Below are 23,214 nucleotides of genomic sequence, written 5' to 3'. Positions count from 1 at the left end.
AATTTGAAAAAAGAAAATTAAAATCTCGCTAAAATATTGAGTGTCCTTTTTAAAGTATTTCCGAAAAAACGGTATTTAAGAATGATAAATTTTCTTTGAAAAAAACCAGCATGCTTACAAGCTATAAAGCTGCTTAATATATCCTTTTGTTTTGAGTGATTGTTTAATAGATAAAAATATTTTGTTTTGAAAGCTTGTGCTTGTTTCAATTCATTTGAAAAAAAATAATAATCAGGCTGATTTATGTTATAAAGGAATTTTTGCAAACGCTTCCATATAGCTGGCTTTTTAATTCCAATCGTATTGTTTGAATGCTGTCTGTATAATACCGTAGTTTCAGGTACATAACTTATATGCCCAAAATAAGAGGAAACTAATCCCAGCCAAACATCATGCATGATAACTTCGCCTGGAGCCGGGAATGCTAATTTTGCAAGAGTTTGGTTCATTAAGATGGTACAACCTGTAATTACATTTTCTACCAGTAGTCGATTAAACATCATGTTTTGGGGTGCAATTTTTTGATGTTTCCAAAGAGAAGGATGTAAAATGTGAAGTCGGTCATCAACTACTGTGAGGTCTGTAAAAATAAGTAAAGGAACATGTGCTCCGTATTGCAATTCAAGCTCTAAGATTTTTTTTAAGCTCTTTTCAATCTTTCCGGGCAGCCATACATCATCCTGGTCTGACAAGGCGATATAGGGAGCCGTACATTGTAAGATTGCTTTTTCGAAATTCTTAACAACTTTTAGGTTGCTTTCGTTGACATTATAGCTAAGTCCATGCTTTTGTTTATACTCTTCCAGGATAGATGCCGTATTATCTACAGAACCATCATCACAAACTATTACTTCAAGCTTTTGATGAGTCTGTGCATAAATTGAGTCTAATTGCTCCCGTAAATACTTGTCTCCATTATACGTTGCCATGGCTACAGATACCACTATATTTTCCACTTGCTATCTATTATTTTAATACTCTCCATTATAGTTAAAGTACTAAACTGAAGTATCTATACTTTACGTGCAATTACATAAAACTGGGTAACAAAAAAATCATGTAATAAATTAAAAGTTACCAAATTAAATATTTTTGTTTTAGTTGTAGCCGGATAAGAATCTATATTGGAAGCAACCTTTATTATTTTCAGCTCAGGTATACTTAAAAGTTCTACCAAATTTTTTTTACAAAAAAACCTTAAGTGCGTTTTATCCATTATTCCTGCATCCCTGTAGGAAAAATCTCCCTTAAAAACAATTTTAGAAAGCGTTCGGTATTCACGCAAATTTGGAGCACTTATAATGATAATGCCATCTTTTTTAAGAAATCTGGTAATTTTCTTAACAGTTAACCATGGGTCTATCAGATGTTCTAATACATCACCACAAATGATTACATCAAAATAATTCTCTGGTAAATCAGGTTGAATTTCTTCAATATTTCCGATAATTAGCTTATCTATAGAAGGGTGCTTCTGATTAGAATTGGGCATATCAAATAACTCAATACCCACAACTTCAGAAGCCAGCTTCAATTCTTTTATTTTAACCAATGAATCTCCACCACCAGCTCCCAGTTCTAACACTCTGTTGTTTTGATTTGCAGGAATGAACTGGATTAAATCTAACCTGGCACTAGAGAAATAATCCTGGCTTTTATTTTCGTATATCTTCATAAGCGGTGTGAGAAGAATTAATAATTAAAGAGAATCGGGAATGTCTGACTTCAAGAACTAGGTAAAGTCCGGCTGTAATAAATATTTCTGTAATGGTTATAGCTACAGCGGTTCCTGTAGTCGAAAAGGTATAGGATAAAATGAAATTGAGTATGATATTCAATACAGAACCTATGGTTAAAATAGCACTATAACTTTGTTTAAAATTATAGGCAAGCAAAGTCTGATATGCCGGCATATTTAGCAGAATGATAAAAGGTATGAAACTAAGTATTTTAATAAGGAAGGATATTTCCGCTACTAAAGTTCCAGCGAGAACCACCACAACCTGTTCTGAACAAACGAATAGTAAGACACAAATGATAAAAATGAATATTGCGAAAGGAATATAAACCAATTTCAAGAACCGCTGTATTTTGGTGTGTGATTTCAAGGTTAGGTTACAAATGTAGGGGTAAATGTAAGAGAGTTTTAACTAGTTTATACAAGTATTGATATATAGAAAATCAGACAATCAAAAATACCTAAATTTCATTAACAAAAGAATGTTACTTGGTTCCGTTTGGTCTTAAAGTATATTTGATACAAGTAGTTTAAGCCAGCGGTGAGGGTATCGCGGCAGTAAACCCTTGTTCCCTTTATGGCGAATTAGAAATGACGGATTTATTGATAAATATGATCCCTTTCTTATGTTCCCTATTATCTTCAATCATGATCGCCAGCCTGTATTTACCTGCCGGCAGCAATTTCTTGGAAACAGTTACATTGAAACCACAACTGTCTAGATCAAACCGGCCGGAGCGACTTTCAGTAACATCGCGGCGGATTACGGCCTCTACTGGTACCATATAAGAACCTGCTTCATTCTTCAACACGAGAGATGAAACAGACTGAATGTATGACTGATTTTCGAATGCAGCCCATCCGCCAAGATGAAGTAGATCGCCATCATCTTTGTATGTGTCCAGTCCGTACGCAATACTTGATTCCCGTGGCAGGTTCCCGACCTTAAGCGGCAACCTCGGCTCGTCCTGACCAACCCTCACCTTTGACCCCGTTTCCTGATAATAAGTATTGCCTCTGCGGTCTTTGATAATAATCCCGAGTTTGTAATTGCCTTTCGCCATGCTGTCCTTAAAAATTATTGAATTAAACCCAGCGTTATCAAGGAATTCTTTTTTGAAATGGTTGGTCAAGTCGGGCCTTTTAGTCCGCTGAGCCGAAGCCACGTATGAGTTATCGTTGTTGCTTAGTGTTAGAAAAATCGAATCCTTGCTATTATTTGTTGTGCTATCTATAAATGCCCAGCCATCTGTAAAGACCGCATTAGCGTTCCCGGTAAGATGTTCAATATTGAAATTTATCTTGATTTTCTCTAGCGTGTTGGGAAACGTTGCCTGCAAAAATAACACTTTTTCACCTATGATTTTTAAGGCAATCTTGTAACCGGTGCTATCGATTAACCGTAGTCGGTTCGCAAGATTTAAATTGTTTTTCTGTTTACTGAATAAGTAAAAGTAATTGTCGATTAAACCAACCTCAGCAAGCTCATTTTGTAAGGCAAAGGAAAACCTATCAAGATGAGCACTATCTGTTATATATAGTTTGTCTGGAATTAGTTCGCCTGCTGCAAGTGCATTATTCAAACTATCACGATACCTGTCCATCGCTTTATTATCTAGCCTTGCCACATATCCAGTATTAATTGGCTTACCCGCCTTAGCTGCCAAAAAACAAAAGTCTTGATAATCCATCGATCTTACATAGCTCGCTACAAACGGTGGATAAAAAACCACCCCATTAAAGCGCGCGATCATGGATTTCCATTTCTCGCTAATTGGTACATTGTATGGGCCATAAGTCATATGTCTCGATGTTAATAATGGCCGGGTATCCAACCACTGAACAATCAGAGCAACAAAAAGAATGGCTGCCTTGGTGACTTTTTTAAAACCAGTCCGATCTATCCAAATAAAACATAAAAACAACAGCAGATAATACGGAAGCCAGAAAAAACGCGCGCTGGCGCGAAATATTTCACCCAGACTCTTCATGAACCTAGGAATGGGAAGAGTAAAGAGCACCTTATCATTAACTGAAATAACATTTGTTATAGCAAACAGACTGTAACCCAAAACCAACAAAATCAACGGCAGTAATGAGGGCCTGGTAAACATTACAAATCTGTTGGAATTTACCGCACCAGGCTTTCTGCGGATAGAAGCGTAAGAATAATATATGCCCGAAAATACCAGGAGAAAAAAAACTCCGATCCCAGGATACATGAAAGCCTCGTACTGATGCCAGCTTACTATGGTCAATGGATTTATTAAAGAGGACCATCCCCAGGTATTAAACAGTGAGTTCAGATTAAGACTATACAATCCATATCCTCCCTGAACGCCAAATTCCGGGCTGCTATTGATTGTAAACATACCCACCAGGTACCACAGAAACAGGAGCGACAAAATGGAGATAGCCTGGTAAATAAAAAATGTGGCTTTCCCTGATGCTTTATCTATGAATGACAATTTCAATGAGGTAATAAAACTAAAACCTAACACCATAAAACAGAGATACGGGTTCACAAGGGCCGAAACTGCAAGTATCATCCACTGATACAGTAAGATTTTATTTATTCTCGTTTTAGCGGGATCTGTAAGATAAATATAAACAGAGGCAATTATCAGCCAATGAGCACAAAGCGCAGGATGTAACCCCCGGTAAACCAATACAGGATTGGCTGCGATGAAGAGTACCGCAAGGAATGTATTCAGATCATTTACCTTTAACCGCTTTAGTAAGAGAATGGATGCATATGCAGTTAACAGGTGGCACAACAACAACCAGATACCGAAGTACTGGAAATCCGGCGGTAATACTGACCTGAAGAGTTTAAAAAATAGCGCGAATAGAGGTATTGAATCCGTAAATCCAACATTTGTTCCTATCGGGTAAAAATAGTCTGTTACCTGGCCAAGTGGAAATTGCCAGGGTTCATTCTTAAAAAACAACCAACCAAGATAGTGTGTACCCCAGTCATGTCTGGCTTCCATCAACCAGCTTACGTTTGGAGGCCATAATGATCTTAAGTCATAACAGGTATGATAAATCAGCACAACGCTGATTGTAGTTGCAACCCATAAGGCAATTTTATTTCGGGAGTTTTCCAAGGCTAAGATTGTTTTTTCCAGATTGCCACCACGGTTTTACCGAGTGAATAATTGAAAATTATGTCGGTCAGTTTGGAAACCGGCACAATTACATTATTCCAGAATTTAATCTGTTTAATGGTGGGATATTGTTGCTTTAAAAAATACTTATTTGAAAGTGAAGCAAAGAGTCCGCACGAGTCCAGGTATCTGATCTTTTCCAGTCCGAGAGCCAGAGGTGCCGCCTTTTTAAGCATGGCCTTATTATATCTCCTGTAATGTCCTATTGCCTTGTCAAACTCATTATAGAGATATTGATGAGCCGGAACCAATACAATCAGGTGGCCGCCATCTGCTAAAAGTTTATAAGCTTGCTCCAATTCTGCAGCATCGTTTTCAATATGCTCAATAACGTCTATATACATAATTGCATCAAAGCGCGACTTTACGGGAAGATCTGATGTTGTCCCTTTTATCGCCTTGCAACAGGCGGGTAGTTCTCCCGCTATAACTTTTTGTTCAAGTTTGTCAAATAATAGCGGATCCGGTTCAACACAAAGCCACTCTTTCTGACTTCCATCACAAAGCGATGACGTAGTACTTCCAATACCAGCGCCCACTTCAAGAACATTTCCTTTCAAATAAGGCCGGATAAGTTTGCCATAGTAATTTTTCCAGACGGAGGCATGCTGGAACAACTCTAACTCATTCCCTATATAATTAATCTCCTGCATTGCTGATTTGAGTTGTTAGATTTTATTCAATAAATTTATTAACCAGAAAAACCGGCCGGTTCTGGGTCTCCTTATAAATTCGGAATACATACTCCCCGAGAATGCCTATAGACAACAATTGCACAGATCCAATAAAATAAATACTGATAATCACCGAAGACCAACCCAGCGGAGCAAGACCGGAGATCTTTCCAATCAGTATATATAATACAGCAAAAAATATCAGTATAATTCCGAAGAGGCCAGAATAAAGACAAATTTTAACCGGTATGTTTGAAAAAGAAAAGATGGCATCAAAGGCAAGCAAAACCAGTTTATTTGCGCTCATTTTTGCTTCTCCGTGCGCCCTGTCGGGTCTTGAATATTCAACAAATCCCTGTTTAAATCCTATAAATGATCTTAATCCCGGTAAGTACCGGTTTTTCTCATTCAGGGAGAGAAAAGCAGATAATGCTTTTTTAGACATCAGGGAAAAATTACCGACCTGGTCGATATTTTTGAGATTGGAAAGCTTCCGGAAAATCTTGTGAAATAATTTAATTAGCATACGCTTGAAAAATTTTTCCTTTCTTTCAGTGCGTTTGCCAAATACCACTTCCACGTCTTCGCTCACTATTTTTTCGAACATCGCTTTTATCAATTCAGGAGGATCCTGCAGATCACCATCCATCATGGCTATATATTCACCTTTGGCATGGCTGAGCCCGGCGGTATATGCAGCCTGGTGGCCAAAGTTCCTCGAAAGTGATAAAACCTTTGCCCTCCTGTCCCGTTGATTACAATCAATAAGTTTTGCAAGTGTGCGATCAGTGCTGCCATCGTCAATAAAAATAATTTCAAAGTTTTCACCGATTGAGATCATGGACGAAATGGCCCTATCAAAGAGTTCAGAAATTAAATCCTCCTCATTATAAACAGGTATAACAAGACTAATCATAATAAAAAGGATTTATTATTTTACTGTAATGGAGGTATAAAAAGAGAGACTGTTGTTGATGTAACAGGAATAGCTAACCGGGAAGAAATGCAGCATAAGGATGTTTTTATTCAAAAGGATATGATCGTCAGGTTGCAAAATTAACTGCTTTTAAGAATGTAGCCTAATTTGTATGCAATTATGGCGTTCTGTTGATAATATCCTTGAATAAACTGGTCTTTGTCAGTTCCTCCATATCTCCCAGTTCAACCTCAAGTGCACGCATACTCAAAAAGATCTCTGTCAGAGAGAAGACAAGCGATATACCAAAACTCAACAGACTGGCTGCAAAAATGATATAGCTGGCCATTTCCCACCTGTTGAAAATACTAAACATGCAGATAATGCAAAAAATGAAACTCAGCACTCCGAATCCTTGCATTGATCTGATCAAACGAATCCGGGCACGAAGGTTTCTAATTTGTTCTACAAGGTGTTTTTCTGCGGGCTCTTTTTTGTATTGTGCATGAAGGTTCCTTATTAGGTTGGCAAGAGCAAGAAACCGGTTTGTATAGGCAAGCATCATTAATGAGATCGCCGGAAATAATAATGCAGGGGTGGTGATTGACAGCTCCATGAACAGGTTTGTTCAAAAATACATTTAAAAGTCAATGGCAGACATCAAAAATCAGATGTAAATTGCTAAAAGGTCAAATGGAAAATCTTATAGTCAAAAGAAAAAATCTCAAAAGTTAATGGGCATAACTCTCAAAAGTCAAACTTCAATACCTCAAAAGTCAATCGTCATCCATAAAAAATAAAGCCAGAATGCATTTATCACTCCGGCTCTATCTGGTATACAATTGGGTTAGTATGCAAACATAAACGCAATTTTCTCCTTCCTATTGCCCGTGCAAAAATTTTTTGCAGAAACCAATTATAAAAATGAAGAATCGTAGCTAAATGATATCCCACTCATAACTTCTTTCATAACTCATAACTCATAACTCATAATTCTCTTCTGATATCCCACTCATAACTTCTTTCATAACTCATAACTCATAACTCATAATTCTCTTCAATCATTTCTTTAGCATTACTGTAAACACAGACCCCTTCTCCGGTTCACTCTCACAGGATATCTGGCCGTTCAGTTCTTCAACGATTCGTTTTACTATCGATAATCCCAGGCCAGTGCTATGCTCGCCATCAGTGGGTTGTGACGATATTTTACTATACTTCGAAAAAAGATGCGGCAACTCGCTTTCATCAATTCCCACACCTTCATCACTTACTGAAATTACAACCGCATCGCCTTCTTCCCTGATGCTGAACCATACATGTTTTTCGCGTGGTGTATACTTAATTGCATTGGATACAAGGTTGCTGCAAATACGCTGAACCAGCTGTTCATCGCTGAGAAGAAAAACTTCTTTTGCAGAAAATTCAGCATGAAGTTCAATTCCCTTATTGGTTGCCTGGGGAATAAAATTTTCAATAATCTCCTTTGACATAGCAACCAGGTCAAACAATCTAAGTTGCACGCGATGATTAACAATATCCGTTTTTTCAATATCCAGGATACGATTGATCAGGTTATCACCATATTTACTTGCTTGTATTATTCTGCTTACTGCTTTCTGTTGCTCTCCATCCAGTTTTCCATTTGCGCTTTGTAAAACCTGGCCCCATAGCTGGATGGTGGCAAATGGCGTACTCAGATCGTGAGAGACTATACCGATCAAAGAATTCTTTTCGTAATTAAGCTCTGCCAGTTTCTGATTTTGTCTCGTTATCATTTCATTGGTTGTACTCAGGCGTTTGTTGGCATTTCGTTTTGTGATAAAAGCAACAAAGGCCAGCACGCCGGTTAATGCAAAGGCCATCACCAGTACGGTAAGACCACGTGACCAGATCCGTTGTTTATCTATCTCATATTGCAATAACTTGTTTTGAACTTCGCGGTCTCTCGCATTAAATTTTTCCTGGAGTTCTGCTATGGTTCTGTAGGTATCGCTGTTCACGATGGCCGTGTCGAGACTATACCATTTTCTGAGGTATTCGTGTGCTTGTTTATAATCCCCTCTTGCTTCAGACAATTTTGCAAGTAAGGCATAACTATCGGCTTCCTTACTTTTCGATTCAAGTTGCGTGGATAACCTCAGGGCTTTGCTTGCATACAAAAGCGCAGAGTCATAACGTTTCTGCTCAACAAAAACATCGGCCATGTTCAGGTTATCGGCCCAGAACCCGGAAAGGTTGCCCTCGTCCTGGTGCTGGTTATAGTTATCGCGAAAAAGCTGTAGCGCCTGCTCGTATTGTTTCTTCTTGAAATAAACATTTCCGAGATTATTGTACAAACTGCTTAGGTCTATTTTTGCTTCAACCGGTTTTCCAAGTCTTAATGCTTCATTTAATACATACATTGCAGAGTCGTACATTTCAAGCTGTGTGAATATTACACCAAGGTTGATATAGGTTCCTATAACGGAACCCAATTCACCCCTTTGCCTGACCAGTTCCGCGGCCTGTTGGTAGAATTTTTTCGCCTCATGAGGTTCTTTCACAGCAGTATATACTATGGCCAGATCGCTGAGCGCAGAAATCTCATATTCAACCGCCTTGATCCTCCTGGCTTCAGCCAGCGCCTGCAAATAAAATGATAAAGCTTCCTCGTAAAAATTTGACAACTCAGCATAATACCCATTCAGCCTTAATGTGAGCACATCACCTTTTTCAAAATCGAGACGGACCGCATGTTTCCGGATAAATTCACTGTAATATTTTACAGAGTCTTTTTTTGACTCATCAAGATCTATGCAATGATCATACAAAGCCTTCAGGTAGTTGGTATCAACCTGCGAGAAGCAGGCGAAGGTCGCCAATGAAAATATGAAAGTGAAAATATATCTCAAAGCCCTATTGGATTACAAGGGCAAGTTAAACTGTTTTTTGAATATGAAACGGGCATGGATTTTTTGAAAGCCAGGGGATGGTTCCCGGCATTTCATCGTCCCGGACAGAAAGGCTACCAGGTTTGCCTGCGATAGGCAAACGACAGCCGGTTTACCTGACAGTCAGCCCCCTCAGCAGGATCATCTCACTCATTTTTTCGAGACAGGCTCGCCTGCCATAGTCAAACAACGAAGGGTAAAAATTGAAATTAATGGTTAATTGCCTTATTTCAGGCTACAAACGACACCGGTTTCAGTCACCAATTATTCGATCAGCTTATTTTTGAGCGCATATTTTACAAGCCCCACAGTGTTATTTACCCCCAGCTTGGCTATCAGATTTTTGCGATGTGTTTCCACAGTACTGATGCTTAAAAAAAGTTTAGCCGCGATCTCAGCATTGCTGAATTCCTTGCAGATAAGAGTGAGGATTTCTATCTCGCGTTTTGAAAGAATTTCGTCAACTTTTTTATCGTCAACTGTAATAGTTAAACGGAAGTCCTGGTCCGCATCCGTGATATTTATTTCTTTGCTGAAATACTCGCCCCCTTCATAAACCATACGGATTGCCTCCTTCAATTCGTCGATGGACGCATTCTTCAATACATAACCCTGGATGCGGTGTTTGGTTAACTTATGAATGAAGCGGGTGCCACGCATCATGGTAAGATATATAATCTTCAGGTTGGGGTTTTGGGACCTGATCCTGATTATCAGTTCCTCTTCATTGATATCATTCAGATGTACATCAAGTAATAAAATATCTGCATCCAGTTCTGGCAATTTTTCCAGCAAAGCAAGTCCGGAAAGGGAAGTGCCCGTTACTGACATTCCCTCCTGCTTATTCAGCAATAACGTAAGTCCCTCCAGGTAAAGTTCCTGGTCATCGGTAATGTAAAGTTTTATCATAAACCTTTTAAGATCAGTATTAAAGGCAAGAAAAGTTACCGGCAATATAAAACTTATTAGCAGATTACAAAGAAAAAGCGCTTAAAATAAGCGCTTGAGCAAAGTGTTGTGGTTTTGCCACTATCTTACTTTCAGCATCGATCTCACCTGCTGAACAGATCCATTTTGAAACCTTGCATAATATACACCATTCTGGTGGCCATAAGAATCAAATGTGACTGAGAACACTCCTGGCAGATATTCCTTATCTGTCAGCACCTTTATAACGCGGCCCAGTTGATCCATCACCTGGATCAGCGTATGTCCGCCTTTTGTTCGAAACGTTATAGTAGTTTTGTCGATAAAAGGATTTGGATAATTTGTTATTAGTTCTTCCCCTGAACCCCGGATTATATCCTCCAGTCCGGTAGTTTTGCATGCGCCATTTATACATAACTGTAATTCCTGGAAGTTCTTAAGCATGATGGTCTGCAAATCCGTTTCATTAACACAAAACCATTGTTTAAGTATTGATGCATAAATACTGCGGAAATCGTATTGAAACGGGATGTTATCATTAACACTCGCCGTCACCGGGATAGCAGGATTATTCCCGGTGATACCTGATCTCACATTTTTACCAAACACAAACACCGGGGCGGCAGCACCATGATCTGTACCCAAACTTGAATTCGATTTTATTCTTCTTCCGAATTCGGAAAAAGTCATTCCAATTACACGGTCCTCAACACCTAAACCTTTAAGATCATCCATAAATGCCTTTATAGCATCCGACACCCTTGACATGAGTACTGCATGGGTTCCTGTAGTTGTATCTGTAGAATTTACCTGGCTTGCATGGGTATCAAAACCACCGGTGCTAACCATATATATTCTTGTTTTCAATCCCCCTTTTACCAGTCTTGCAACAATCTTCAACTGCTCTCCGAGAGAATTTGTGCCTGGGTAACTGCCCTGGGTGGGAACTTTAGCAGCGGCATCACGAATCACCGCAGAGTAAATCTGTGTTTGCTCAGTAACCAGCCGGATATATTTAAGCTCTTTACCCCAGGGTGTATCGGGAACCGGATCTTCCACGCCATCAAGAAAATTATAGAACCCTGTTGGGTCACTAATACTCATGCCCATATTTACTGATGGTCCCTGTAAAGTAACTGAAGTGACTGAACCAATCTGGATTGCCACAGGATCCGGCATCTGCGTATTTGGGTAACCGTTAGGAAAGTTTGGATATTCAACACCCAGGTAGCGACCTGCCCAGCCCGAGGTCAGAATCTGGTCCGTATCGGAAGCTGTCATCCAGATATCTGTTGCCCTGAAATGTGAAAAATTAGGGCTGGGATAACCAACTGCCTGCACGATATTCAGCTTGCCTTCATTGTACAGGGTTTGTAAGCCGGTCATGCCCGGATGCAGGCCGGTTTTGGCCGTGCCATTCAGTGCCAGGACTTTGTTTTGCGGGATCGCTATGTTCTGCCTGGCATTGAAATAGTTACCGTAAAACTCAATCGGAATTACCATATTAAGCCCATCATTACCACCGTTCAGCTGAATCAGTACAAGAACCTTATCAGTATCTGTGGTTGTTCCCATTAGTGCACGAACCAGGGGAGACTGAGCAGTGAAAGCTTTTACCGATAAACCATTCAGCAATGCTGGCATGGTGATAGAAGCCGGCAATGCCTGTTTTAGGAAATTTCTACGCTGCATAGGGAAGGGTTTAATATTAGGACAATTGATATTCAGCCAGGTTCATCAGGTATTTATATAGATCACGCAGCCTGGTATATACTGTCTGGTACACTGCATTATCATTTGGTGTTGCCAGGTATGCATTCCAGGCATTGCTCCAGTAATAGTCCTGGTCCTGGCCACTCAGCAGCAACTGCTTTTTGATAATTCCTTTCGAGTTTTCGGATATGGGTACCCGGTATAGTATGTTCAGCGAATCATTGATCAGCATGTTCGGGTCTACCGGGTTTGATAAACTTTTTGCAAAAGCAATGGGATCGATTTGTATCTTTTTTCCATTCCTGCTATAACCGTTTCCGATCAACTGGTCTGTAAACCTGTTTCGTTTGGGCAGTGTATCAGAATTGATCCAGATTTCGTAAAACTGCGGAACCTGGTAATATGGTGGCCATCCCGCAACACTGGGTGGATCCCCAATATTTTGTTGCATCGTTGATGCCTGCGACCTCACATATTCATACATGAAATATGCATTTACATAATCAGTTTCCGGGGGAAACAAAACATTAAATTCCCTGATAGCCGTTATCGTTAAATCTACCGGGCTTTTTATAATACAACCCTGGTTCAGCACATCATAAAAATGCTCACTTTTAAGCAAAGCTTCAAGAACGGGTTTTATTTCCCAGTTGCTGTCCCGAAGCAGTTTTGCCAAAGGTTTTATAACTGTGGCAACCGTATTTGCATCAATGGTATAATAACAAAACCAGCCGTATAAACGCTTAACCATATACTCTGAAACTTCCACATCTTTACTAAAGACCAGGTTCAGCAATTCATCCAGTTCTACATCACCAGCGGTAGCGTCTGTCCGGCCGGCGATGACCTTATTACCGTAAAAAGATGAAAAAGTCTTACTGCTTTTATCATGCCTGTTTATATCGAAAAACAAAGTATCATTTGCATTGTTTATACGCCATCCGGTCAGGACCCTTGCGGCAGCCTTTACATCATCTTCAGTATAGTTCGGATTGTTTTCTTTTCCAAGTGTGAATAATTCCTGCAGCTCACGCGAATAATTTTCATCGGGGGCGGTATTGGTGTTGAGATAACCATTCAGATAACGCATCATTGCAAGATCAACAGTTACTCCACGAACCAGCGTTTTGAAATTGCCGACTGCCATCTCCCTGAGTAAGGCGTTGTGACGGTATCCATATATACCCCGGTTATATTCGTTCGATTCTGTAGCAAAGTGATTATGCCAGAAAAGAACCATTTTTTCGCGAATCGTTCTTGTCTGATTAATCATCAGACCAGTCCACCAGCTTTTCCATGAAGCAGTGCGGAGGTTATTTACTGTACCATCTGCAGACCAGGTATTAACCCAGGTAGAACCTGGTGCAATAACATAATCAGGATCAGCCGCTGGAATATTTGTGTTATCGTAAGTTTTTAATGGAGGAGGTGGAGCTACACTCCCTATATTCAGTATCTCATCAACTGCCTGGGTCATCGACAAGTTCTTGAAATAATTGATGTCCGCAGTGGTGGCACCAAACATGGTTCGTTTCAGAAGATGGATAACCTCTGTTGCTGACCAGGTTCCTGTATAAATATTCAATCCTGAATAGATCTGCCTGATACCAGCATAAAGGGTGGGCAGGGGTTGCGAAGGTTTTGTCCCTGTGAGAAAATCTCGTCTGTCCATAAGGGTTATTTAGGGTTGGTTGGTCAATGCAGACCTTGTTAGGACCGCAATAACGTTCATAGGTTTAACGGAACTTAAACAAATATGTTGCCATTAAGCCACCAGTTCAGAATTAGAGTAAATTTCCCTGATCTGCTTCATAAGCGCAGAGTAAATTTCCCTGATCTGCTTCGTAAGCGGAGAGTAGATTTCCAGCCTTATGTTTCGTAAGTATACGGAACAGGTAAACTAACAGGGTGAAATCCGCGCAGCATTGATTTGTGTAGGTTCTGAATTCAGATTAGCGGGTGCCGAGAAAGGAATTATCAGCCGTAACAATTTCTTTATGCTCAAGCCATTTTTCAACTTCCGGTATGATTTGACCTTTGCGTTTTATTGACCCTTTAAAAGCAAGCGCCTTCTTTTCAATCAGGTGCCAGGAAAGTATAGACAATACCAAAGTGATACCAGTAGCTATAAGAAAATTCACATAAACGTTCCAATGCAGAAAATGCAATGCCAGGATCTGCTGTACCGGGAAAGCCCAGATATACAGACCATAAGAATAATCACCATATTTTGCGAAGTTTTCCACCGGGCTGTTCCTGACAAATCCAAGAAACATTATGAGGTATGAAAAAGATATTCCTCCAACTACCATGTAGCCCAGACCCTCGGTTACACGTGTACTTAATATAAATAATAACAACATCAACACACCCGTCATGGTGCTTATAACTATCCTGTTTCTAAATATGTAAAAGCACCCACCGATAAAGAAATAGAAAATGTTAGAATAGTACTGGTCATCAAAAATATGATGAGGATGAAAATAAAGATAAACCGCAACTGCAGCCGATAAAAGCAATGCAAATTTCATTTTCCGTTTTATGAACAAACCAGTAATCGCAACCAAAACATAACATAGCATCTCAACCGGCAGCGACCATAAACTACCATTAATGAAATCAGGAAAAGGATTAAGATGGAAGACACCCGGCAAACTGTTTTGAATTCTTAACGCAAAAATATTAGTCAGATATTTATACGTTTTGATATTCGTGAAATAACCTGCTAATGAATCAGTAGTAAACAACGGGCCCAATACCAAAGCTGATAACACAATTACAGCAAACAATGCCGGATAAATCCTTAATGCTCTTGCCACAAAATAATCTTTGAGAGAAGTCGTCCTGCTGAAACTTCGTGTGATCAAAAATCCGCTGATTACAAAAAAAGTCATAACAGCCAATCCCCCCAGCGTAAAATGATAATTAGACAGAAAAGTAACGGGATCGTCTCCGTTATCTGTCAGATGAAATGAGTGAGAAAAGATCACACCGACCGATGCAACCAGCCTGATAAAATCAAAGTTATTTTTCCTGCTGAGCAGGCATTCATTAACGGTGGGATACATTATAGGCAGGCGTTTGGGGTTACCAACAAACATTTATGCATAAATAAATATATATTATATTTCCGATAATACTCCCGCTTTAAAAAAAGTCTTGTGCCAACAAAAAAATCCGCACCTGATTTGCGGAATTAAAAGTGCAGTATGTTTTAAAAGCCGGGTCCTGGTTTATTCAGGACTGTAACTATACGTTTTGTGTGAAGCATCAGTCAGCTTCAATTGAAATTTTCAGCTTCAATTGATATTTTCAATAATACCGGCGATGCCCTGGCCACCACCGACACAAGCTGTAACAATGCCATATTTTTTGTTGAGCCTTTTCATATCATTCGTAATCTGTATCGTAAGTTTTGCGCCGGTACAACCCAATGGATGCCCCAATGCAATAGCACCACCGTTAATATTTACAATTGAAGGGTCCATATCAAGCTTCCTGATTACTGCCAATGCCTGCGAAGCAAATGCTTCATTCAGTTCTAGCAGGTCGATATTTTCCAGTTTCATGCCTGCCTGTTTCAGTACTTTGGGCACTGCTTCAACAGGTCCTATACCCATCACACGAGGATGCACACCAGCAGAAGTGCAGGCTACCAATCTTGCTATAGGTTTCAACCCCAGCTCATTCACCATCTTCTCGCCCATTACCACCACGAACGCAGCACCATCGGAAGTTTGAGAAGAATTACCCGCAGTAACTGTCCCGTTTAAAGCAAAAGCGGGTTTCAATTTATTGAGCGCTGAGATATTTGTATCCTTTCGGGGTCCTTCATCAGTATCTACTACATAGGACCTTGTTTTTTTCTTCCCGTTTTCGTCAAGATAAACTTCATCTACTGTAACAGGCAGAATTCCCGACTTAAAATACCCGTTCTGTATAGCATTGATAGCCTTGACATGTGATTGATAAGAAAACTCGTCCTGGTCTTCACGGGAAACAGCGTATTCTTTTGCCACAGCCTCGGCCGTTAGCCCCATACTTAGATAGTAATCAGGTTCTTCTGAAGCAATGCTATAAGCTGGTACAGTCTTCCAACCCGCCGTTGGTACCAGGCTCATGCTTTCAGTTCCGCCGGCAATTATACATTCAGCCTGGCCTGTCCTTATCTTTGCAGTGGCAATGGCTATGGTTTCAAGGCCTGAAGCACAATACCTGTTAACCGTCATTCCAGGAACTTCAAAGCCAAGTGCACGTGCCGCAATAATACGGCCCACCTGCAGGCCCTGTTCCGCTTCCGGCACTGCGTTTCCGACTATCAGATCATCCACTCTTTTTGGATCCAGCTGCGGTACAGAGGCCAAAAGCCCACGAATCACATCAACTGCGAGGTCGTCCGGACGGTAAAAACGGAACCCTCCTCTTTTTGCTTTTCCAACGGCTGACCGGAAACCGGCCACTATATAAGCTTCCTGCATATTGCTGATTTTTTATTGTTAAACTGCCGGCCTTAAGAATCTTCAGGCTTGTGGTAGTTGTTTATGCAACCTTCTATACCAAATGTAAGAGAATATTGTCAGAAATACCAGCGGCCGCCGTGTCAAAATCCGGCTTTAGCACTTCATTGGCACACCTTATCTTCGCACCCAACTATGTACAAACTGATCAGAAAATTTCTTTTTCTTTTTCCAACGGAATCTGTCCACTATTTTTCAATGAACACCCTCAAACTTCTTAAGGAAGTGGGTTTCATCAGACGCTGGATCTCTCAAAAATTTACTTTGCACGATAAATCGCTTGCAACCCAGTCTTTTGGTATTCGTTTTCCAAACCCGGTGGGCTTAGGCGCCGGTTTTGATAAAAACGCAAGGTATCTTGAAGAACTTGAAATGCTCGGCTTCGGTTTTGTTGAGATCGGCACAGTTACCCCAAAACCCCAGGGCGGCAATGAAAAGCCGAGACTCTTCCGCCTGCCCGAAGATAAAGCGCTGATAAACCGAATGGGATTTAACAATGATGGGGTTAAAATTATTGCTGCCCGTTTAAAGGATTGGAAGCTCAGATCTGAGAAGAGAAACCTCCAGATTATCATAGGGGGTAACATTGGCAAAAACAAAATGACCCCGAATGAAGAAGCCTGGAAAGATTATGAAATCTGCTTTCAGCAATTGATTGGACTAGTGGATTATTTTGTGGTGAATGTCAGCTCACCAAATACTCCGGGTTTGCGTGAGTTACAGGAAAAGGATTCATTACGGAAAATTCTATCCCATCTCCAAACCATCAATGCTCAACAGTTAACGCCTACGCCTTTGTTGCTGAAAATTGCACCAGATCTCACAGACGAACAACTCAATGATGTGATAGAACTTGCCATGGAAATAGATCTGGATGGCATTGTTGCTTCCAACACAACTATAAACAGGCAAGGGTTAAATACGCCGCAGAGCCAACTAGAAAACATAGGCGCGGGGGGCTTAAGTGGCAAGCCGGTTAGAAATCGGGCAACCGAGGTAGTTAGATATATAAGTACCAGTTCGGGCAAGCGATTGCCAATCATTGCTTCGGGTGGCATATTTACCGGCGAGGATGCTGTAGAAAAACTTAATGCGGGAGCTTCACTTATACAGGTATGGACCGGCTTTGTTTACCAGGGGCCTTCCATCACCAAAAATATCTGTCAAAAACTATTGAAGACTTAAGACCGTCTTATAAGTCTTATAGAAAAAATCGTGACTCTCTTCTGACAGAATTGAAAATACTTTCGGCACATTGAAAATATTCGAAATGAACTTTTCATTCAGACAATTTTCCATTCAACAAAACTATCGGTGACAGCTATTTGAAACAAGCTTCCGCTGGCAGCTATTTGAAACAAGCTAGCGATAGCAGCTATTTGAAACAATCATTATTTTTGTCCATAAATTAACAATCTTATGCAGGAACTATTGACGCTGGACTCACTGATAAGCCTCATAACACTTTCTTTGCTTGAAATTGTTCTTGGTATTGACAACGTAATCTTCGTTTCGATTCTGTTAGGAAGGGTTCCACAGGAAAACCGCCTGAAAGCAAGAAAAATATGGATGATCGCCGGTATTTTAGTCAGAATCCTGCTGTTAATGGGTCTTGGCTGGATCGTAAAAAACGGAACCAATGAATTATTTGGTTTCAACTGGGGTGCAAGTCACTATGCTTTCAACCTTCGTAACGTTATTATGTTTGTTGGTGGACTTTTCCTTTTGTATAAAACGGTGAAAGAAATACATCATAAACTGGAAGGGGAAGATCCTGCAGTTGAAGTTAACAATGCTAAAGCTGCATCGTTTATTTCTGTCATCGGCCAGATCATACTGGTGGATATGATATTTTCTTTCGATTCAATTATCACTGCCGTTGGTCTTGCCAAACATGTGGAAATTATGATGATAGCTGTGGTGATCGCCATGATCATCATGTTTCTTTTCTCTGAAAGAATCAGCAACTTCATTCACAAACATCCAACTTTGAAAATGCTGGCTTTATCATTCCTGCTTATGGTAGGTTTCAGCTTATTTTTTGAAGGCCTTGAACCAATACATCATAAAGAGATTCCAAAAGGATATATCTATTTTGCCATGGCTTTCTCATTTGGTGTTGAGCTGATGAATATGTGGATGCGTAAGAAAACTTCTCCGCCGGTTCAGTTAAGAGAACCGCACTGAAAAGAATTATGAATTATGAGTTATGAGTGAGTGATGTAGTTATGAGTGAATTGACAACTCTTTATTTCACTCATAATTCATTCATAATTCACTCATTACTTGCAACAACGTCGCGGCAACCACTCCTGCTGTTTCGGTTCGTAACCTTGTTTTGCCGAGTTCAACCGGTGCATAACCGAGGTCGGTGGCCAGCTTAATTTCTTCGGGAGTGAAGTCGCCTTCAGGGCCAATTAAGACCAGTTTTGGTTTGATGTTTTGATATTTTGGGGAAGACAATGGTTCTTTAAGGGTTTCCTCACAATGTGCGATGAAACGTTGCACATCTTCTGATGTTTCCTTTTCGGATGTTTCCTTTTCGGATGTTTCCTTCGCAATAAATTCTTTAAAACTTATCGGTTCTGATAATTCAGTTAACCATGGCTGTTGTGATTGCAACATGGCACTGACAAGGATTGATTTCATGCGGTCATAACGAAAGTGTTGTTTTTCGGTTCGGGAGCAAAGCAGTGGAACAATTTTGCTGATACCAAGCTCGGCAGCTTTTTCAAGAAACCATTCAAGACGAGTACTATTCTTCAACAGGGAAATAGCAATAACATTCCGGGGAGATGGCTGTGGAGCTATACTGACATCCTTAATCAGTACTTCTGTTTTTTTCTTATGATCCTCTGTAATTACAGCATCCGCCATCTTGCCGTTGCCATCAGTGAGTCTTAGCCCATCCCCTGTCTTCATCCTCAACACCTGCACAATATGCTTTGAGCTTTCTTCCGACAGCGTTTGGGAAGAACCTTTGGCACTTATAGCTTCTACAAAAAAGAAAGAAAGACTGTTCAGAGTGATGAGTTATGAGTGATGAGTGATGAGTTAGTTAAGAGTTATGAATAATGAATTATAATTGAGATGAAAGTTTTGAATTTGAATAATTATAAAGTACAACATCAAACAACACTGACCTTATCATTAAAATAACTCATCACTCACTCATCACTCATCACTCATAAATCATAACTCATAACTAGAATAACATAACTTTCTTAAAATTCGTCATCGTCAAAAGGAATATCCTTCATCTTGCTGCCTGTTTGAACATAAAGGCGGGCATTGTCGCCACCACCTCCGGAAGCATCTGGTGTAACTGGTTTCCAGCTGCCGCCCCCAAGACCAAGATTATTGAAATTGTCTTCTTCCATGTCATTAAATTTCTGGATATGAAGAAGCGCCCTGAGCTTGATGGTTTCCAGCGTACCATTCCGATGTTTCGCAATACGCACATGGGTTTCACCTTTATTACTTTCACCCATTTCATTGGATGTAATATCATAATATTCCGGGCGATAAAGGAACATTACCATGTCAGCATCCTGTTCAATCGCACCCGATTCACGAAGATCACTCAACTGCGGCATCTTAGCTCCGTCCTTCCTTTTTTCAACTTCACGGCTTAACTGCGACAATGCAATGATAGGTACCTGCAACTCCTTGGCAAGACCTTTAAGATCACGCGAGATCTTACTGATCTCCTGCTCACGATTACTTTGCCTGTCGGAAGTTCCACTCATCAGCTGCAGGTAGTCAATGATGATTAATCCAATATTATGTTTATTCTTGAGACGGCGGCATTTTGCACGAAGTTCAAAAATGTTGAGGGCAGCAGAATCGTCAATAAATATGGGAGCCTGGGCAAGCCTTTGTATTCCCTTGGCATAAAGCTGTTTCATCTCATGTTCTTCCAGCTTACCCCTGCTGATCTTTTCAAGCCAGATCTCGGATTCAGCACTCAGGATACGCTGAACCAGCTGGCTCGCACTCATTTCAAGACTGAAAAACGCTACCGGTGTTGATTTTTTTGGATGAAGGGCCGCATTCCTGGCAAGGTTAAGTGCGAATGCTGTTTTACCCACTGCAGGCCTGGCTGCAAGAATAATAAGATCCGTTGCCTGCCACCCATAAGTGACTCGGTCAAGTGATACAAATCCGCTGGGAACACCTGTGATGTCTTCCTGGCGGTTACGCATATCCTCAATACGCTGCACCGTTTTAACCAGCACCTGGTCGATACTGTCGAAGTTTTTTCGAAGGTGATTGTTTGTTATTTCAAAAAGTTTGGATTCCGCGTCATCAAGCAAATCAAATACATCCGTGCTGTCTTCATATGCATCCCCGATAATTTCACCACTGATCCTTATCAGCTCCCGCTGGATAAACTTCTGAAGGATGATACGTGAATGCGTTTCTATATTCGCCGAAGAAACAACTGAATTTGTGAGTTTGGTTACATAATAGGGACCTCCAACCACTTCGAGCTCCTCCCTGGTTTTGAGTTCTTCAACCACGGTAAGAATGTCGATGGGCTGGTTTTTTTGCTGAAGACCCTGCATTGCCTTGTATATACGTTGATGCGCATCTACATAAAAACATTCGGGTTTAAGTATTTCAATAACAGCATCAAATGCACTTTTCTCAAGCATGATGGCACCGAGTACAGCCTCCTCAAGATCCTTTGCCTGGGGCGGCACTTTACCATACACCATCGTGCTTAGATCAATCGAGCTCTTGCGCCGGCTCTTCCGGTCCTTATTATTCAGGTTTGTAATATCCATTTGGTTGTTGAGCGTAATAGGTTAAAGCAAAAGTTTAGCCTGAATTAAGCAGGCAGGCGCCGCCCTGTGTTTTACAAGTTCCGGGTAACCTGGTTCTAATTAGGAAGACGGTGAAAAAATGCCATTTGGATTTTATTGCCTCCACAACGCCTGATAACCATTTTCAATGTTAACTGAATGTTACCAGCGTACTGGGGAGGGCGAATATAAAGCCCCAGACAACAGCGAAAAAAAAAATCGTAAATCAAAATTTTGTACCACTGAATTCCCATCACTATGCACATGAATCAGGGGCTTATCCACAGCAACCATCCAATCTTTCCACAAAATACAAAAGTTTTCCGGCGCCAGGGGTTGGTAATTCACATTCGTTGTGCGAAATAAAAAAGCCGGTTTTATTTGGCTAGCAAACTTATTGCATAAGATGCCCAGCCATAGGCAGTATGGGGGCTTTCCTTCCAATTAACATGATGCTTCACGGTACTTTCAGAAGCATCCAAACGATATAATCAAACATCAACAAAGGTTTCCGCTTTCAAAAAACCATTAGTTGTTATTGCTGCTTTGTTTCACGGATCGATATTTACATTTCAGCTTCCGCTCAATCATTATCTTTGTTTATCAGCATAAGTATTATACATGACAATCTCATATAATTGGCTACAGGAATATTTACCTGTAACATTGGAACCGGAAAGACTTAGCAAAATTCTAACATCAATTGGCCTGGAAGTAGAAAGCTTCGAAAAATATGAAAGCCTGAAAGGTGGGTTAAAGGGACTGATTGTCGGAGAAGTAATATCAAAAGAAAAACATCCCAATGCAGATAAACTTTCTGTAACAAAAGTAGATACCGGTGGTGCTGAGCTTTTACAGATTGTATGTGGTGCTTCCAATGTGGCGGTGGGACAAAAAGTTGTGGTTGCTCCCATTGGCACCACTATATTTCCGAAATCAGGCGATCCATTAACTATGAAACTTGCCAGGATCCGAGGCATCGAAAGCCAGGGTATGATCTGTGCGGAAGATGAAATTGGCCTGGGCGAAGATCATAACGGTATCATGGTTTTACCCCCGGAAACCAAAACCGGTTCGGAAGTAGCAGCCTTATTTGAAACTTATTCAGATTTTATTTTTGAGATCGGGCTTACACCAAACCGCATGGATGCAATGAGTCATCTCGGTGTTTCCCGTGATGTGTGTGCTTATCTCAGCCATCATGACGGAATGGATCTTAAGGTAAAACAACCATACCCTGATCAATTCCGGGAAGGCGTGGAAGATCCGCTTAAAGTAACTATTGAAAATACAAATGCGTGTCAGCGTTATGCCGGGATAAGCATCAAAAACATTCAGGTAAAAGACTCACCCCTTTGGCTACAGCAAAAATTGAGGGCGATCGGACAGCGACCGATTAACAATATAGTAGACATCACAAACTTTATTCTGCATGAAACCGGGCAGCCGCTTCATGCTTTCGATATTACAGCGATTGCCGGCAACCAGATAATTGTTACCAATCCTGCTGAAGGAACTTTGTTCAGGACGCTTGATGACAAAGAAAGGAAACTCAGTTCAGCCGATCTGTTGATTTGTGATGGCAACCGTGAACCTATGTGTATAGCGGGTGTTTTTGGCGGACTCAACAGTGGTGTAAATCCGGGAACCACAGCGATCTTTTTGGAAAGTGCCTGGTTTAACCCGATTGATATCAGGAAAACATCGTTTCGCCATGGTCTCCGCACAGACGCAGCCACTCATTTCGAAAAAAATATTGATATCTCAAACACGGTCAACGTTCTTAAGAGAGCCGCCCTGCTTATTCAAAACATAACC

17 protein-coding genes are annotated in these 23,214 nt (G+C 40.6%); 3 read left to right on the top strand and 14 right to left on the bottom strand.

All coding sequences use genetic code 11. The features are described 5' to 3' along the window. Positions 1-17: 17 nt before the first annotated feature. The 12 genes from VK664_RS18765 to VK664_RS18710 form a co-directional block, all read right to left on the bottom strand. On the bottom strand, positions 18-956 hold the full coding sequence (locus VK664_RS18765) for a glycosyltransferase family 2 protein (protein ID WP_461400230.1): 939 nt from the start codon (positions 954-956) through the stop codon (positions 18-20). Positions 957-1,012: 56 nt separating this feature from the next. After that, positions 1,013-1,675: a class I SAM-dependent methyltransferase gene (locus VK664_RS18760; RefSeq protein WP_461400229.1), complete on the bottom strand. Its 663-nt coding sequence runs from the start codon at positions 1,673-1,675 to the stop codon at positions 1,013-1,015. A 638-nt stretch (positions 1,676-2,313) separates the two neighbouring features. Continuing rightward, on the bottom strand, positions 2,314-4,848 hold the full coding sequence (locus VK664_RS18755) for a DUF6311 domain-containing protein (RefSeq protein WP_461400228.1): 2,535 nt from the start codon (positions 4,846-4,848) through the stop codon (positions 2,314-2,316). A 2-nt stretch (positions 4,849-4,850) separates the two neighbouring features. Beyond that, a complete protein-coding gene (locus tag VK664_RS18750; RefSeq protein WP_461400227.1) occupies positions 4,851-5,561 on the bottom strand; it encodes a class I SAM-dependent methyltransferase in 711 nt (236 codons plus the stop codon). A 22-nt stretch (positions 5,562-5,583) separates the two neighbouring features. Next, on the bottom strand, positions 5,584-6,498 hold the full coding sequence (locus tag VK664_RS18745) for a glycosyltransferase family 2 protein (protein WP_461400226.1): 915 nt from the start codon (positions 6,496-6,498) through the stop codon (positions 5,584-5,586). Between the two features lie 178 nt (positions 6,499-6,676). Next, positions 6,677-7,114, bottom strand: a complete 438-nt coding sequence (locus tag VK664_RS18740) for a DUF2721 domain-containing protein (RefSeq protein WP_461400225.1) — start codon at positions 7,112-7,114, stop codon at positions 6,677-6,679. Between the two features lie 445 nt (positions 7,115-7,559). Further along, positions 7,560-9,392, bottom strand: a complete 1,833-nt coding sequence (locus VK664_RS18735; protein ID WP_461400224.1) for a tetratricopeptide repeat-containing sensor histidine kinase — start codon at positions 9,390-9,392, stop codon at positions 7,560-7,562. A gap of 303 nt (positions 9,393-9,695) precedes the next feature. Further along, complete coding sequence (locus VK664_RS18730) at positions 9,696-10,340, bottom strand: LuxR C-terminal-related transcriptional regulator (RefSeq protein WP_461400223.1); 645 nt, start codon at positions 10,338-10,340, stop codon at positions 9,696-9,698. Between the two features lie 120 nt (positions 10,341-10,460). Next, the gene (locus VK664_RS18725; RefSeq protein ID WP_461400222.1) at positions 10,461-12,050 is read right to left on the bottom strand and encodes a DUF1501 domain-containing protein; all 1,590 of its coding nucleotides are present in this window, start codon (positions 12,048-12,050) and stop codon (positions 10,461-10,463) included. Between the two features lie 16 nt (positions 12,051-12,066). Then, positions 12,067-13,743, bottom strand: coding sequence for a DUF1800 domain-containing protein (locus VK664_RS18720; protein WP_461400221.1), 1,677 nt, complete (start codon positions 13,741-13,743; stop codon positions 12,067-12,069). A gap of 280 nt (positions 13,744-14,023) precedes the next feature. After that, the gene (locus VK664_RS18715) at positions 14,024-15,139 is read right to left on the bottom strand and encodes an acyltransferase family protein (protein WP_461400220.1); all 1,116 of its coding nucleotides are present in this window, start codon (positions 15,137-15,139) and stop codon (positions 14,024-14,026) included. A gap of 231 nt (positions 15,140-15,370) precedes the next feature. Beyond that, a complete protein-coding gene (locus VK664_RS18710; RefSeq protein WP_461400219.1) occupies positions 15,371-16,549 on the bottom strand; it encodes an acetyl-CoA C-acyltransferase in 1,179 nt (392 codons plus the stop codon). Positions 16,550-16,723: 174 nt separating this feature from the next. On the opposite strand from VK664_RS18710, the gene VK664_RS18705 reads away from it, so the two are divergent. Further along, positions 16,724-17,773: a quinone-dependent dihydroorotate dehydrogenase gene (locus VK664_RS18705; protein ID WP_461400218.1), complete on the top strand. Its 1,050-nt coding sequence runs from the start codon at positions 16,724-16,726 to the stop codon at positions 17,771-17,773. Positions 17,774-18,007: 234 nt separating this feature from the next. Beyond that, positions 18,008-18,775: a TerC family protein gene (locus tag VK664_RS18700; protein ID WP_461400217.1), complete on the top strand. Its 768-nt coding sequence runs from the start codon at positions 18,008-18,010 to the stop codon at positions 18,773-18,775. 81 nt (positions 18,776-18,856) lie between these two features. Here VK664_RS18700 and VK664_RS18695 read toward each other — a convergent pair whose 3' ends face one another. Together VK664_RS18695 and dnaB are read right to left on the bottom strand one after the other, a co-directional pair. Then, positions 18,857-19,579, bottom strand: a complete 723-nt coding sequence (locus tag VK664_RS18695) for an RsmE family RNA methyltransferase (protein WP_461400246.1) — start codon at positions 19,577-19,579, stop codon at positions 18,857-18,859. A 233-nt stretch (positions 19,580-19,812) separates the two neighbouring features. Then, positions 19,813-21,378: a replicative DNA helicase gene (gene dnaB / locus VK664_RS18690; protein WP_461400216.1), complete on the bottom strand. Its 1,566-nt coding sequence runs from the start codon at positions 21,376-21,378 to the stop codon at positions 19,813-19,815. A 639-nt stretch (positions 21,379-22,017) separates the two neighbouring features. Here dnaB and pheT point away from each other — a divergent pair. Then, positions 22,018-23,214, top strand: a 1,197-nt coding sequence (gene pheT / locus VK664_RS18685; RefSeq protein ID WP_461400215.1) for a phenylalanine--tRNA ligase subunit beta, incomplete at its 3' end; no start/stop codon positions are given.

It is taken from the genome of Flavitalea sp. (genome assembly GCF_035489435.1).
Taxonomy (GTDB): Bacteria; Bacteroidota; Bacteroidia; order Chitinophagales; family Chitinophagaceae; genus DATHKG01.
Note: the sequence above shows the minus strand (reverse complement) of the source record. Positions and strands in the feature narration are given on the sequence as shown.